The following is a 14,960-nucleotide window of genomic DNA, read 5'->3' on the forward strand; positions in this document are numbered from 1 at the left end:
GAGACAGTCTTAACGCTGCGGCCTTGTAAACAATGCTTAATCGCACGATGTACCATCAAATCAGGATAACGTCGAATCGGCGAAGTGAAATGAGTATAACTATCAAAAGACAAGCCAAAATGGCCTTTATTTTCAGTGCTATAAATAGCGAGCTTCATGCTACGCAACAAGACTGTTTGAATCAAACGTAAATCAGGACGATCACCAATTTTTGATAATAATTTGGCGAAATGTTTCACTTCAGGCTTCCCTTTGGCTGGAAAACTTAAGCCTAATTCACCTAAGAATAAACGCACATCTTTTAATTTTTCTTCGGTTGGAGATTCATGAATCCGATATAAAAGAGGCATTTCATATTTGTCTAACCATTCCGCCGTTGCCACATTGGCCGCCAGCATCATTTCTTCAATCAATTTATGCGCATCATTACGTTTGACAGGCACGATTTTCTCAATTTTGCGTTGTTCATCAAAAATAATTTTGGTTTCAACGGTTTCAAAGTCAATAGCTCCACGTTTTTGACGGCGTTTGTGCAATAAACGATATAGCTTATTTAAATGCGTAATATGCGGCAGTATATCTGGATGTGGAAAATCCGAGCTATCACCATCCAACACTTTTGCGACTTGGTTATAAGTCAAACGAGCCGAGGAACAAATCACCGCTTCATAAAACTGGGTGCGTCGATTACGCCCATACATATCAATTACCATTTCACACACTAAGCTTAAGCGATCCACATCTGGTTGCAATGAGCATAAACCATTAGATAAAGCTTCTGGCAACATCGGGACAACTTGCTCAGGGAAATACACCGAATTACCACGGTTTTTAGCTTCGATGTCTAGTGCGCTGTTCGGTTTTACATACGCAGATACATCAGCAATCGCAACTTTGAGCAACCAACCACGGCCACGCGGTTCACAATATACCGCATCGTCAAAATCTCGCGCATCTTCACCATCAATGGTAACAAACGGGATTTCACGTAAATCTTCACGGCCTTTATATAAGTTTTCAGGAACAATCGGTTTAAATTGCTTGGCTTCTTGTTCCACTTCTACAGGCCAATGATGTGGAATTTCATGCGAGCGTACCGCAATATCAATTTCTAAGCCCGGATCACGCTGATCGCCCATGATTTCGATAATGCGACCAACGGCAGGATCATATTTAGTCGGGTATTCATCAATTTCAACAACCACGATTTGACCATGTTTCGCGCCATTGATGTACTCTCCATCAACGATAATTCTTTGGGATAACCGTGGGTTATCAGGCTCAATAAAGGTAATGCCTTTTTTCTTAAAGAATTGCCCGACGACTTGATTATTAGCCCGTTCCAAAATTTCTACCACTGTGCCTTCAGGCCGCCCTTTAAAGTCCACGCCTACAATATTGACCAACACTCTATCTTTGTGCATCAAATGACGCATTTGTTTGGCAGATAAATAAATATCGTCCCCACCTTCATCACGTACCACAAAGCCAAAACCATCAGGATGAGCAATCAATCGCCCACGGACTAAATCCATTTTTGATGCAATGCCATAGCCTTTACGACGATTGCGGATTAATTGGCCATCACGTTCCATTGCTCGTAAACGACGACGTAATGCTTCTAAGTCTTCTTCACTGGATAAATTTAATAGATCAGCAATTTGATTTAAAGTAATCGGTTTCTTTTGGTCAGTCAGATGCGACAGGATGTATTCACGACTGGGGATAGGCTTTTGATATTTCTGTTTTTCGCGTTCAATATAGGGGTCAATCTTATCTGGCGTGGCTGGCTTTTTTGCGGCGGCGGATTTTTTACGGCTCATTGATATATTATTTCTCTGGTAGTCACTTATAATAGGGTTGAGAAGATTTTACAGGCATTTGTTTCCCAACACACAATCCTTACGAACTTCATAAAGTGACATATTAAAGCAATCTGTATTCTGTTGCAAAGGCGTTCGGTCACTGAAATGTTATACAGGCGATATGTTGCTTGTATTAGACTGTAAAATCTTTAACATCAAACCGTTGATTGTTTGCTAAATGATGCAATTCAATCATAATCCAATTATGAGCAAAATAATTTAAAGCCATGTCAGAACCTACTATTTTAAACTCTCCAACAGGAGACGAACCCGTTTTATTACACTCTTGCTGTGCACCCTGTACAGGTGAAATCATGCGAGCATTAAAAGATTCTGCGATTCCTTTTAGCGTGATTTTTTATAATCCGAATATCCATCCTCAAACAGAATATGAAAAGCGTAAACAGGAAAATAAACGCTATGCTGATAACTTAGGGGTTGAATTTGTTGATTTAGATTATGATCCTGAAAATTGGTTCTCACGAGCGAAACATTTGGCGGCTGAACCTGAGCGCGGTGAACGTTGTACAGTATGTTTTGATATGCGTTTGGAACGTTCGGCTTTATATGCGCATGAACATGGTTTTAAAGTATTTACCAGTTCGTTAGGTGTATCGCGTTGGAAAAATATCCAGCAGGTGAATGGCTGTGGTTTACAAGCTGCAAAACATTACGATGATTTAATCTATTGGGATTATAATTGGCGCAAAAAAGGCGGTTCACAACGCATGGTCGAAATCACCAAGCAAGAAGATTTTTATCGTCAAGAATATTGTGGCTGTGTTTACTCTTTGCGTGATAGCAATATCCATCGTGAACAACGTGGCTTAGAACCGATTCAAGTTGAAAAATAGACCTTTTAAATTATCTAACAATTGGGCTGAGAAGGCTTTATAATAATTGACTTACCATTGTTTATAACCTGTCATAGCTGTTTCAATGAATTATAAAAAAACCACTAAACAACAATTATTATCCCAATATAAATATGAGCGACAACAACTTATTGAGCGTTTGCAGCAAAACGGTATCAAAACCCCTGAAGTTTTAGAAACAATATGTGAAGTGCCACGGCATTTTTTTGTTGATGAGGCTTTATCTAGTCATGCTTACGCAGATCATCCGTTGCCAATTGGTCATAGTCAAACTATTTCACAGCCGTTTATCGTGGCAAAAATGACTGAAATATTATGGCACAATGCGCCTCATGGTAGCGTGTTGGAAATTGGTACAGGATGCGGTTATCAAACAGCGGTGTTAGCTCATTTATTTGAAAATGTGTATAGCGTTGAACGGATTGCAAGTTTAGCGGGTAAAGCTTATGAACGGCTTAAATTTTTAGAGTTGAATAATATTGCTTTTTCTCATGCCGATGGATTTGATGGATGGCCAGAACATGCACCGTACCAAGCTATTATTGTGACTGCTGCCCCTGAAGTTTTACCTCCAGATTTATTAACCCAATTGGATATTAATGGTTGTCTGATTATTCCTGTCGGTCGCCAAGGTCAGCAACAGTTGTTGAAAATAATCCGTAAATCCGATTGTTATGAGCAACACGTTTTAGACCCAGTGAGTTTTGTACCACTAAAAGAAGGTATCATGTGACGCTAGATATTTTTCTCTTAACAATTTGAAAAAAAAGTAGCACACTATGGCCTTAGCTTGCTGATAATCATGAATTGTTCACTGAGAGCGATAACACCATGTTAAATAATACAATTTACCACGCATTGGTTTTAAATCTGCACCAGCCCAGTGGCAATTTAGAACATTTGCTAAAACATAATTTATGGGAAGCAAAAGAAATTCTGTGGGCATTAGACCGTATTCCACGTTCATTATGGGGTTATGAAGATGTGGCACGAGTCCATCTTGCAATGTCAGGTACATTATTAGAAACACTTAAAAAACCTGAATTTCAAGATCAAGTCTATGGGATTACCAAAACAGGTGATTTGCTGTGGCAATTGCAAAATACCCAAATTTTTGAAATTCTCGGCACAGGTTTTTATCATCCTGTTTTCCCATTGACTCCCGATGCGGATTGGGCTGAGCAGTTACAACGCTGGCAGCAAATGGGGCAGCATTTATTTTGGCGTACTCAATTTGATGGTTTTTGGCCGCCTGAAATGGGCTTTTGTATGGAGATGATTCCATATTTAAAACGCATGGGTTATCGTTACGTATTGGTTGATTCTGAACATGTTGAACCTGTGGATGACGATATGAGTTGGCAAGAGTTGCGTTATCGGCCGCATATTGCGGAGTATGATGACGATGAAATCATTATTATTGTGCGAGATCGTGAATTGTCCAATGCACAAGAATCAGGGATGGATTTTGGTTGGTTTGAGCATGAAGCACATGAGCGTACAAAATGGTGTAATTTCGCGCCGTTGATTACAACCTGTACTGATGGTGATAATGGTGGCTGGTTTAGAAATACCAATTTAAGTAGCAATTTCTGGTATGTGTTTTACCGCCAATTCTTAGATGAAGTGCGCCAAGGTTATACCAAATTACGCCCCACCTTTATTGATGAATATTTGAACAAACATGGTGCTTATGGTCAAGTTAAAGTACGTACAGCGGCATGGAATACGGGTATTCATGATGGTGTTGGCTTTGTGCAATGGACGGGTTCTGATGTGCAGAAACAGGCTTTAGAACGACTTTCACAAGTCAGCACCCAATTTCATGAATTAAAAAATCAGGCTCAAGAAGCACCGCATTCAGTCGATATTCAGCATCTATTGTCTGAAGCACATTGGCATTTATTACGGGCTGAAACCAGTTGTCATTTTTTCTGGGGTGAATCTTGGGTTTCTCGCAGCCATGCGGATTTAGATATTGTCGAACACTTATTAACTCAAATTACTGCTTCAAACGAAAGGATGTCATAATGTTAGTTGGTTTACTAGTAAGCTTACATGTATTAGCTGTGGTGATATGGATTGGCGGCATGTTCTTCGCGCACAATATGTTACGTCCTGCTGCAATGTCATTAGAGCCACCTCAACGCTTACTATTATGGCGGCAAGTATTTAAACGTTTTTTTGCATGGGTGTGGATTGCAATTATTGTGTTGTTGATAACAGGTATTGGCTTAATCGTGCTGTTTGGCGGCATGGGTCATGTACGCTGGCCTGTACATCTGATGTTGACGACGGGATTATTGATGATAGGCTTATTTAGTTATTTATTTTTTGCGCCTTACCGTCAATTCCGCCAAGCGATTAATATTCAAAATTATCCTGCCGCAGCTGAACAATTAGCGCGGATACGTTTTATTGTCACAACGAATTTGGCTTTGGGGTTAATCACAACGCTTATCGCGACAGCTGGCAAATATATTATTATTTAATGAAAAAAACTAATTTGGTGGGTAGAATAAAGTAAAACCCACCCTACATTACATTGTTTAGATCACTGCCTTGTGAGATCAATCCATCCAATAAATGATCTATTTTAAAGCATGGCAGTCTTAATAAGTGGTACAGATAAAAACCACTTTATGGATTTTGCGGTATCTGTATTAGCTTTTTTCTTTCCATACTTAGACAAGCACGTCTATAAAGCCATAAATTTTATAAAACCTTATATTGGGATAAAATATTTCAAATTAGTGGTTTTTTATAATATCATTAATAAAACTCTTGTATGTACTATCAATACAAATGATAAAAATGTTAACTTAGATTAAACTTGAGAGTTTAGGCAAACCAATAACAATAGCCTAGATTTCCACCATTGGTTAGAACCATCTAACAAAGCGAGAGAGGATTATGGCAGACCGCCGTTTACAAGTTTTTCATACTGTTGCACGTTTACTCAGCTTCACTAAGGCTGCTGAAGCATTGCACATGACGCAGCCTGCTGTGACATTTCAGGTACGCCAACTGGAGGAATATTTTAATACCCGCCTATTTGACCGCACACATAATCGCATTACTTTAACTGAAGTCGGTGAGAGAGTGTATGAGTATGCTGAGAAGATTTTTGAGCACTATTCGCAAATGGAAAATGCAGTAAAAGAAATGACAGGTGATGTCAATGGGGTGCTCATGATTGGCGCGAGTACCACAATTGCAGAATACATGTTGCCAACCTTATTGGGCGATTTCAAAATCAAGTATCCTGATGTACGAATTCGTTTGAAAGTCTCGAATACAGATGAAATTGTCTCTATGGTCGAAAACAATATTATTGACCTCGGGGTTGTTGAAGCGCCTGTGAGTAATAAAAGTTTGGCGGTAGAATTATGTCGCTTAGATGAATTGGTCGCGATTATTTCACCTGACCATCCATTATCCCATAAAACCGAAATTACTCCCAAAGAGTTGGCTGAGTATCCCTATATTTCGCGTGAAGAAGGTTCAGGTACACGTGAAGTGATTACAGAGTATTTATCATCTGAAAGCTTGTCCATTTATGATATGAACATCGTAATGGAATTGGGTAGCTCTGAAGCGATTAAGGGTGCTGTGACTTCAGGTATGGGTGTGGCGATTTTATCACGGGCGGCGATTCAAAAAGAATTGCAGCTTAACACATTGAAACAATTACAATTAAATCCACCTCTAAAACGTCCATTTTCATTTGTACATCAAAAACAAAAATTCCGTTTACGTGCAATGGAAGAGTTACTGAGTTTTGGGCGTGGTTACTGTACCATTCATTCAAAATAAATAACTTATGTTACGCAAAAATGTCAAAAAAAAATATTTTACAATGGTTTGGACAGTTTTAAAGATTCGATGGACTATGATGCGTGTCATTTATATTTAGATGCGCCTATTCTAACCATTTCTATTTTATTCGGTGGGTACTTCGTTCTACCTTTCTTATATGACATGCGTAAAGTGAGTTAAATAACATGAACCAAGCTGCTAAACAATTTATTAAAATTTATCAGCAACTTCCTGCGGCAGAGCAAGAAACCTTATTCGCTTTTGCGGAATTTTTGCTCAGTCGTGTGGAAAGTTCATCAGAATCCGAGTTAATACTTGAACCTGAAATTATTCCTCGCCCAGCACAAGAAACGGTGATTGGTGCAGTTAAGCGTTTATCCAAATCTTACCCGATGCTAGATAAATCGGCTTTACTCAATGAAACATCTTCCTTAGTCACGGCAAACCTTGTACAAGGGCGTGACCGAGCTGAAGTGATAGATGAATTAGAAACTGTTTTTGCCAATGCATATCAGGCGTTCGTAGATAAGAAGTTAGTTCAATGATAAATGTGTTAACCCGTTGGTTTAATAAATATTTTTCCGACCCTCAAGCTGTCTTGTTGGCTATTTTGCTCATCGGTGGCTTTACCGTCATCATGACCATGAGTCAGATGCTTGCTCCCGTGTTGGCCAGTATGATTATTGCCTACATGTTGGAAGGTATCGTAAAAAATTTAGAGCAGCATATCCCGCGATTTTTAGCCGTATTTTTTGTTTATATGGCATTTATGACCTTGCTAATGTTTATCTTGCTGGTTTTGATGCCGCTTTTATATCAACAGACATCACAGTTTCTTCAAGAATTACCCACCATGATTGCACATGGACATCAATTATTGCTGCAATTGCCTGAACGCTATCCTGATTTTATTACAGTCAAGCAAATTGAATCTTTGATTAACTCAATTCGTTCAGGCGTTCGTAACACAGGCCAATCCTTACTTTCCTATTCATTGGCCTCAATTCCAATTCTCATCACTGTACTGGTGTATTTTATTCTTGTGCCCTTGTTAGTGTTCTTTTTCCTAAAAGACAAAAAACTGATATTAAACTGGCTGGTCAGCTTTTTACCCAAAGAACGTCATGCTGCTAATCGCTTATGGCGCGAAATGGATGCACAAATGGGTAATTATATTCGTGGCAAAGTGTATGAAATTTTTATTGTTGGCACGGCCAGTTATGTGACGTTTACTTTTATGGGATTGAATTACACCCCGTTGCTCGCGGTTTTAGTCGGTTTGTCAGTGATTATACCTTACGTAGGCGCGACATTGGCCACCTTGCCTGTGGTGATGGTTGCTTATTTTCAATGGGGGTGGAGTTCTGAGTTTCTGTGGACTATTTCAGCTTATGGCATGATTCAAGCCTTGGATGGTAATGTATTAGTGCCGTTATTATTTTCTGAAGCGGTTAATTTACATCCTGTTGCGATCATCGTGGCGGTTCTTGTGTTTGGTGGATTATGGGGCGTGTGGGGCGTATTTTTTGCGATTCCATTAGCAACTTTGGTGAAGGCCTTGCTTCGAGCTTGGCCGCGTGCTCCTGTCGAAGAAGATATAAAATTGTGACTGGATTACGAATTAACTCAATAATTCATCGAATCATGGCTATAACATAAGGCTAATGGGTTTAGATATTTTCCAATACTGTTTAAATGAGGTAATGAATCAATACAAATCTAACGCTATTAACATGTGGTTCTTAAGACCATAAGTGCATTATTTAATAGCAGTTTTACCGCATATTTTTAGCATAATTTAGTTCTCAATAATATGCCATAGATTTAAATGATTGTGTTTCAAATAGTGCTTTTAGTCCAAATTTAGATTTACAGCGGTGTTAATTTTATTTAAGTCAACAGCAGGCCAATATTTTGGTTTAGAATAAGCAAAATCTCGTTGAAAGGAATTAGGGTCTTGAATGCTGTAAACCATACCTCTCAAGATAACGCAGGTGTACTGAATCGTTTAAAAAAATTAGCTGTAACGGGTTCTTTACTCTCTATTTTTGGCTTTGGCAGTATCATGCTGATGCGCTTAGGTGGCAACGTGATTGTTGCTGGTTGGCTATACCCTGAGGCATTTGGCTTAATGGCTGTGGTTAATGCCTTGATGATGGGTCTTGCCATGTTTTCTGATGTGGGTTTACGTCCTAGCATTGTGCAAAACAAACGCGGCGAAGAAGCTGATTTCTTAAGGACAGCATGGACGATTCAAGTTGCTAGGGGATTTGTTCTCGCACTGTTCTCCGTTGCCTTAGCCTTTCCAATTGCTGCAATAAATAATGAACCTCAACTGGTTATCCTCGTGATTGTCACAGGTTTTTCTTCCATTTTCATGGGCTTCAATTCAACTTATCTATTTGTTTATTCAAGACGTTTAGAATTGCGTAATATGGTGATTTTAGACATTATTGCAGCTTTTCTTAGCACTGCTGTGATGTTAGTTTGGGCGTATTATTATCCAAGTATTTGGGCTTTGGTCTCCAGTGCATTTGTTAATGCCATCGTGCGCTTAATTGCCAGCCATACCGTGCTTGCAGGTAGCGTTCCAATGCGCTTTCAATGGGAAAAACAATCGGTTCATGAACTGGTTCACTTCGGCAAATGGATTTTTGTCAGCACTGCATTAGGCTTCTTGTTGATGCGTTTAGATATTTTTATATTGGGTAGTTTTGCAGGCATGGCGACCTTGGGTTTATATTCCATTGCTAAAACCTTGTCACGGATTTCAATTGAAGCCCTGATGAAATTATCCGATATGGTGATGTTTCCGTTATATTCTCGATTGAAAGAACAAGGTGCAGATACCTTACGCGAGAAAATGTTTAAAACCAGAACTTTACTGCTAGGTTTATTTTTACCTCCGTTATGGATATTAATTTTAGGCGGTGATTGGATTGTGGGTTTGCTGTATGACGAGCGTTATCAATTTGCAGGTTGGATGTTACAAGTTTTAGCCTCTGGCGCGACTGCTACCGTGATTATCACCAGTATTTATCCCGTATTATTAGCAGTTGGTGATTCATTTCGCAATATGTTGAATTCCATTACACGCTTTATTATGCAGTTGCTGGGTATGATGATTGGTTATTATATGGGCGGCGTTGAAGGTTTTATTATTGGTGTTGCGATGGCAGATTTATTCACTTATGGCGTATTGGTGTTTTTGATTCGACCTTATAATGTTTGGTTTCCATGGTTGGATTTTGCGGCGTTTTCTAGTTCATTGTGCGTGATTTGGATCACATTTGGTGTACTGTAATGCAAAAAAATATAACGCTTGCAGATGCACTGGATGCACGTCAGAATAATTTTGATTTAATTCGTTTTGTTGCTGCGACGATGGTGATTGTTGCTCATGCTTATCCATTGACTTATGGGCATGATAAAACCGAATTATTGCATTTACTAACTCAACAACAAATGACTTTTGGCACATTAGGTGTGGCGGTGTTTTTTATCATCAGTGGCTTTTTGATTTACCAAAGTTACGACCATTCTCCCAATGTATTTGTATATGCTAAAGCACGGATTTTGCGGATTTTTCCCGCCTTAGTTGTCGTCTTATTGTTAGCCGTATTTGGACTTGGGGTGATTTTAACTAAGCTGAGTGTGCAAGCCTATTTTTCTGAGCCTGTCACTTTTAAATATTTACTCGGTGTATTTTTATTTCCTATCTATTACGAATTACCGCGCGTATTTGAAGCCAATCCTTGGCCTGTCACGGTTAACGGCTCGTTGTGGACAATTCCTTATGAGTTCGTATGTTATATTTTAGTTGCGGTTGCAGGTTTCAGTCGTATTTTACGTTGGCGAATCATTTTATTAATATTGCTGTTGGGATTATTTCTATTTCGTTGGTTATTATTTGATAACTCGCCTGAGATTTTAGGACATTTAAAATTTTGGTATCGTGGCATTGGTACGGCTAAGCTATTAGAATTAAGCTCATATTTTCTAGCGGGGATGGTGATATATGCGTATCGGGAAAAAATTATTATCAGCCATTATTTGGCTTTGATTTCAGGCATTATTTTAGTCATCACTTCTATTTTTGGTGGTTTACAAGCATGGTTTTTACTCGCTGGCAGCTATTTAATCATGTATTTAGCCTTTTCCCCCAATATTCGTTATTATGGCTTTGCTAAATATGGTGATTTTTCCTATGGCATCTACATTTATGCTTTTCCAGTGCAACAAACCTTAATCTATTATTCTCAAGCGCAATGGCATCCTTTGGTTAACGCACTCTTTGCTATCCCAATTACATTGTTTTTTGCTATATTGTCGTGGCACTTGATTGAAAGTAAAGCGTTAAAATTAAAAAAAATCGTGCTGATTTCTAAAAAACTAAAAATATAACCACTCACTAGAGGATAAAGCCATGCAACGTGAAATTATTTCAACTCCTAATGCGCCTCAAGCCATAGGAACGTATTCTCAAGCAATCAAAATAGCGGATACGGTGTATTTGTCTGGGCAAATTCCTCTAGTGCCAGAAACGATGTTATTGATTGAAGGACATACGGAGGAGCAAATTCATCAGGTTTTTAAAAACCTACAAGCGGTTGCGCAAGCTGCGGGGGGTGATTTGCAAGATATTGTTAAGTTGAATATTTTCCTAACCGATTTAACCCACTTTACCTTAGTCAATGAGATTATGGCGCATTATTTTGTCATGCCTTATCCAGCACGGGCAGCGGTTGGGGTTGCTTCATTACCAAAAGGGGCACAAGTCGAAATGGATGCCATTATGATTTGTGGTTAGTGATAGATTAAGCTTCTATTCAACAGTTTGCTGGCATTATCAACTGAAAGCCATATAGACTGTTGAACAGAGACAAAACTTCTTTGATGCGATTAGCTTGTTTAAGCAAATACTTGGTCAATTGCATGATCTAAAGTCGCACGAATATCTTTATCATCAGTAATCGGGCGCACTAAAGCGGTTCGACATGCCGCAGGCGCAGCCACGCCTTGACTCATTAAGTTTGCCGCATAAACCATCAAACGGGTTGAAATGCCTTCATCTAAACCATGTCCTTTCAAATTTCGCGCAGTTGAGCCAATTTTAACCAATTTAGCCGCCAGTTCTATATCACATTTAGCTTCTTTACTGATGATTTCCGCTTCGGTTTTTGCGCTCGGATAATCAAAATCCATTGCTACAAAGCGTTGTTTGGTCGATTGTTTTAAATCTTTCATCATGCTTTGATAACCGGGATTATAAGAAATCACTAATTGGAAATCTTGATGCGCGTTGATGAGTTCACCTTTTTTGTCTAATGGCAAAGTACGGCGATGGTCGGTCAAGGGATGAATCACCACTGTGGTATCTTGGCGAGCTTCGACGATTTCATCTAAATAGCAAATCGCGCCAATCCGTGCTGCTGTGCTCAAAGGCCCATCTAGCCAGCGTGTGCCATTGGCATCTAGTAAATAACGCCCGACTAAATCTGATGCGGTCATATCTTCATTACATGCCACAGTAATCAATGGTCTGCCTAATTTCCATGCCATATATTCAATAAATCGTGATTTACCGCAACCCGTAGGCCCTTTTATCATCATCGGCAAACGTGAATTATACGCCGCTTCATAAATGCTGATTTCATCGCCTTGGGCTTGATAAAAAGGTTCTGTGCTAACTTTATATTGTGCAATATCGGTCATGGGAGTCTCCCCGTATTTTTTTGATTTTTAAAGGATAAAAGCTAAATCGCTCTTGTTTTTAATATTTTTGAATCATTGTTGTTTTTGTTAAAATATTGTCAATCAAAATACAGTCTTTTATCTTAACTAAAATACTGTCATAGTATGCTGAAATAGAGTATTACAGTGAATAAAAAGATATGACAAAACCTACATTGATATTACAAAATTCAGTCATTCGTATTAAGCTGATGAAATGGTTGTTACCTTTCACACTATTTATTTGCCTCATAACTATTGCTAAGCAGTGGATAAGAAATGACTTTGCATTTGATTTCTTTATTTTTTTGCAGAATGGATTTTTAGTATTTTTTACTATGCGCCTTGTCTATTTAGAACTTATATTTATCAGGGAAAGGTTAACTTTAGATCACACAGGTATTCATTATCGATCTGGTAAGTCATTATGGAAGTCTACATCAGATAATGACTGGCATTTTCATTGGGAAAACATTCAAATTATTTCAATTGTATAAACTGGTGGCTATCATGCTGCTCAATTGTGCTTTATGGTGCGGCCATGCGAACACCAAGAATATGAAACACCTATTTGCCAAGAATATGAAACACCTATTTTTAAATGGTTTGATACCCAAATCCTTGATACTACCCATACAAAGTCAATTTATAAACATAAATTTTTTGGTTTTGAATTCATGGGCAGAAACACCATCACTGCCGAAGAGTTTAATGAATCTGTCTTGCGCACGCCTATTTATCAATATTTAACGCAATATCAAGAACAACCTATTAGAATCATACCTAAAAAAGACCAACACATAGATATAGAAATAGACGCTCCTATGCGTTACCTACTATTGCTTTTTGTTTTTCTTATTCTCTTTTTAGTGTCTTTTCGAGTTCTATTAAAATATTTATAAAATACTTAAATGAGCCATTATAATTAACAATTCCTAGCCCTGAGTTATAAAAAAGGAATGCTCACCTAGGCAAAACATTCCTTTCTTAAAATCTAGCAATTAGGCTTTACTAATTATTTATGTACGCCTAATTTATCGCGCCAATCTGGGAAAATACTATCTGCATCACTTGGGAATGACTCGAATGCACGGGCAAATTCTTGATGCTCTTTCGCCCATTCAATTGGATCAGCACCTGCTTTCCAGCATTCATACGCTTGACGTAATGAAGTTGCACCCGCCGCTGGGCTATCGATGTGACCGTAAGAACCGCCACCCGCTGTGTTAATCAAGTTGCCATGACCTAAGTTTTCAAAGAACCCAGGTAAACGTAACGCATTCATCCCACCCGAAATAATTGGCGTAGTTGGTTTCATGCCATACCATTTTTGGTTATACGCAGGGCCTTGATATTCATCACGCTCAATAATGTACGCAATTTCACGATCATCTTTACCGCCTTCCATTTTGCCGTAACCCATTGTACCAACATGGATACCAGAGGCACCTTGTAAACGCGACATTTTGGCTAACACATACGCAGTATAACCACGTTTAGCAGAAGGAGAAGTCACAGCACCATGACCTGCACGGTGATAATGTAAATATTGTCCAGGGTAATTACGACGTGCTGTTGTCACCATACCTGGGCCACCAACATAACCATCGACTAAGAAGGCAACGTGATCCGCGAATTCACCGAATTGCTCTAAAACATAGTCAGCACGCGCTAACATTTCGTAATGGTCATCAGCAGTAATATTAGCTGAGAAGATTTTAGCTTCGCCTGTTTCGTCTTGTGCACGCTTCATTGCATCAACGACTAAAGGAATAACTTTCTTCATTGGACAGAATATTTGATTGCCTTGAGGCTCATCATTCTTAATGAAGTCACCACCTAACCAGAATTGATATGCTGCTTCTGCAAATGGCTCTGGACGTAAACCTAATTTAGGCTTAATAATTGTACCTGCAATGTAACCACCATCCACTAATGGACGACCTAAAAGTCTCCACATATCAGAAATATCTACAGAAGGGCCATCAAATAATTGAATCGCACGAGGTGGCATAAAGAAATCGTACATTTTTGCATGTTCAATATCGCCCATGCCTTGGTTATTACCAATGGCCAAGGTTAAGAATGAGACAATCATCATACGACCGTCAGAAACGTTACGATCAAACAAATCTATTGGATACGCGATGCGCATTTCTTCAGTGGCTTCATCAATTTGGTAAACTAATGCATCAACACCTTTGGTGAAGTCGTCAGTAGTAGAAACCTCAACGTTAGTCCCTGTTGAAGATTCAGCCGCGAAGTGAGCAGCCGCCTCTAAATAACCGTAACCCGCTTTAGGCTTCATTTTATAAGCGCATAAAACGTGACCACCACCAGAGACTAAATCTTCTTCTTTTAAGCTTAAATCAGCGTAACGGCTTGATTGATCCATCATCCACTCCTTTGTGTAAAGATTGGTTGTTGTAGTTATTGTTTCGTTGGTCGATACTATATTTGGAATCATGTATAATTAAAAATTATATATTATGATTCTTTATATAAAAAAAAATTATACTTTATGATTTTGATATGACAATAATATAGTTAAAATAAGCGATACATCTTGTCCTAATTTACAAAATCAAACATTACTAATAAAAATCGGTTTAGATTTCACTTTTAACAATATTAATACATCAGTAAAATCTAATGCAGATACTTTAAA

15 protein-coding genes are annotated in these 14,960 nt (G+C 38.6%); 11 read left to right on the forward strand and 4 right to left on the reverse strand.

Annotated features, from left to right (window positions below; all coding sequences use genetic code 11):
• On the reverse strand, nt 1-1,823 hold a 1,823-nt coding region (rnr, locus tag ABXH34_RS13225), incomplete at its 3' end, for a ribonuclease R (protein ID WP_353572357.1).
• A 175-nt stretch (nt 1,824-1,998) separates the two neighbouring features.
• Nucleotides 1,999-2,181, reverse strand: coding sequence for a hypothetical protein (locus tag ABXH34_RS13230; protein ID WP_353572358.1), 183 nt, complete (start codon nt 2,179-2,181; stop codon nt 1,999-2,001).
• Between ABXH34_RS13230 and ABXH34_RS13235 the strand changes: the two genes are divergently transcribed.
• From ABXH34_RS13235 to ridA, 10 genes are all read left to right on the forward strand, one after another.
• Entirely contained in the window at nt 2,180-2,719 is a 540-nt protein-coding gene (locus ABXH34_RS13235) for an epoxyqueuosine reductase QueH (protein ID WP_353572359.1), read from the forward strand. The genes ABXH34_RS13230 and ABXH34_RS13235 overlap by 2 nt on opposite strands.
• An 85-nt stretch (nt 2,720-2,804) precedes the next feature.
• Nucleotides 2,805-3,473, forward strand: a complete 669-nt coding sequence (locus ABXH34_RS13240; RefSeq protein WP_353572360.1) for a protein-L-isoaspartate(D-aspartate) O-methyltransferase — start codon at nt 2,805-2,807, stop codon at nt 3,471-3,473.
• A gap of 98 nt (nt 3,474-3,571) precedes the next feature.
• Nucleotides 3,572-4,771, forward strand: a complete 1,200-nt coding sequence (locus ABXH34_RS13245; RefSeq protein ID WP_353572361.1) for a polysaccharide deacetylase family protein — start codon at nt 3,572-3,574, stop codon at nt 4,769-4,771.
• Complete coding sequence (locus ABXH34_RS13250; protein ID WP_353572362.1) at nt 4,771-5,232, forward strand: CopD family protein; 462 nt, start codon at nt 4,771-4,773, stop codon at nt 5,230-5,232. The genes ABXH34_RS13245 and ABXH34_RS13250 overlap by 1 nt, the downstream gene beginning before the upstream one ends.
• Before the next feature lie 421 nt (nt 5,233-5,653).
• Complete coding sequence (locus tag ABXH34_RS13255; protein ID WP_353572363.1) at nt 5,654-6,556, forward strand: LysR family transcriptional regulator; 903 nt, start codon at nt 5,654-5,656, stop codon at nt 6,554-6,556.
• 188 nt (nt 6,557-6,744) lie between these two features.
• On the forward strand, nt 6,745-7,104 hold the full coding sequence (locus ABXH34_RS13260) for a hypothetical protein (protein ID WP_353572364.1): 360 nt from the start codon (nt 6,745-6,747) through the stop codon (nt 7,102-7,104).
• Nucleotides 7,101-8,168 carry an AI-2E family transporter gene (locus ABXH34_RS13265; RefSeq protein WP_353572365.1) on the forward strand — a complete coding sequence of 356 codons (1,068 nt, stop codon included), beginning with the start codon at nt 7,101-7,103 and terminating at the stop codon, nt 8,166-8,168. Before ABXH34_RS13260 ends, ABXH34_RS13265 begins: the two co-directional genes overlap by 4 nt.
• A gap of 348 nt (nt 8,169-8,516) precedes the next feature.
• Nucleotides 8,517-9,863, forward strand: a complete 1,347-nt coding sequence (locus tag ABXH34_RS13270) for an oligosaccharide flippase family protein (protein ID WP_353572366.1) — start codon at nt 8,517-8,519, stop codon at nt 9,861-9,863.
• Nucleotides 9,863-10,963: an acyltransferase family protein gene (locus ABXH34_RS13275; protein ID WP_353572367.1), complete on the forward strand. Its 1,101-nt coding sequence runs from the start codon at nt 9,863-9,865 to the stop codon at nt 10,961-10,963. The genes ABXH34_RS13270 and ABXH34_RS13275 overlap by 1 nt, the downstream gene beginning before the upstream one ends.
• Nucleotides 10,964-10,985: 22 nt before the next feature.
• Nucleotides 10,986-11,369 (forward strand): deaminase RidA, encoded by a 384-nt coding sequence (ridA, locus tag ABXH34_RS13280; RefSeq protein WP_353572368.1) that lies wholly within the window; start codon nt 10,986-10,988, stop codon nt 11,367-11,369.
• A 101-nt stretch (nt 11,370-11,470) separates the two neighbouring features.
• Here the strand turns inward: ridA and ABXH34_RS13285 are convergent, their stop codons facing one another.
• Entirely contained in the window at nt 11,471-12,274 is an 804-nt protein-coding gene (locus ABXH34_RS13285; RefSeq protein WP_353572369.1) for a CbbQ/NirQ/NorQ/GpvN family protein, read from the reverse strand.
• 548 nt (nt 12,275-12,822) lie between these two features.
• Between ABXH34_RS13285 and ABXH34_RS13290 the strand changes: the two genes are divergently transcribed.
• Complete coding sequence (locus ABXH34_RS13290; RefSeq protein ID WP_353572370.1) at nt 12,823-13,194, forward strand: hypothetical protein; 372 nt, start codon at nt 12,823-12,825, stop codon at nt 13,192-13,194.
• A 113-nt stretch (nt 13,195-13,307) separates the two neighbouring features.
• On the opposite strand, the gene ABXH34_RS13295 is transcribed toward ABXH34_RS13290, so the two are convergent.
• Nucleotides 13,308-14,687, reverse strand: coding sequence for a ribulose-bisphosphate carboxylase (locus ABXH34_RS13295; RefSeq protein WP_353572371.1), 1,380 nt, complete (start codon nt 14,685-14,687; stop codon nt 13,308-13,310).
• Nucleotides 14,688-14,960 lie beyond the last annotated feature (273 nt).

It is taken from the genome of Candidatus Albibeggiatoa sp. nov. BB20 (genome assembly GCA_016744725.1).
In the GTDB taxonomy this organism is placed as follows: Bacteria; Pseudomonadota; Gammaproteobacteria; order Beggiatoales; family Beggiatoaceae; genus Albibeggiatoa.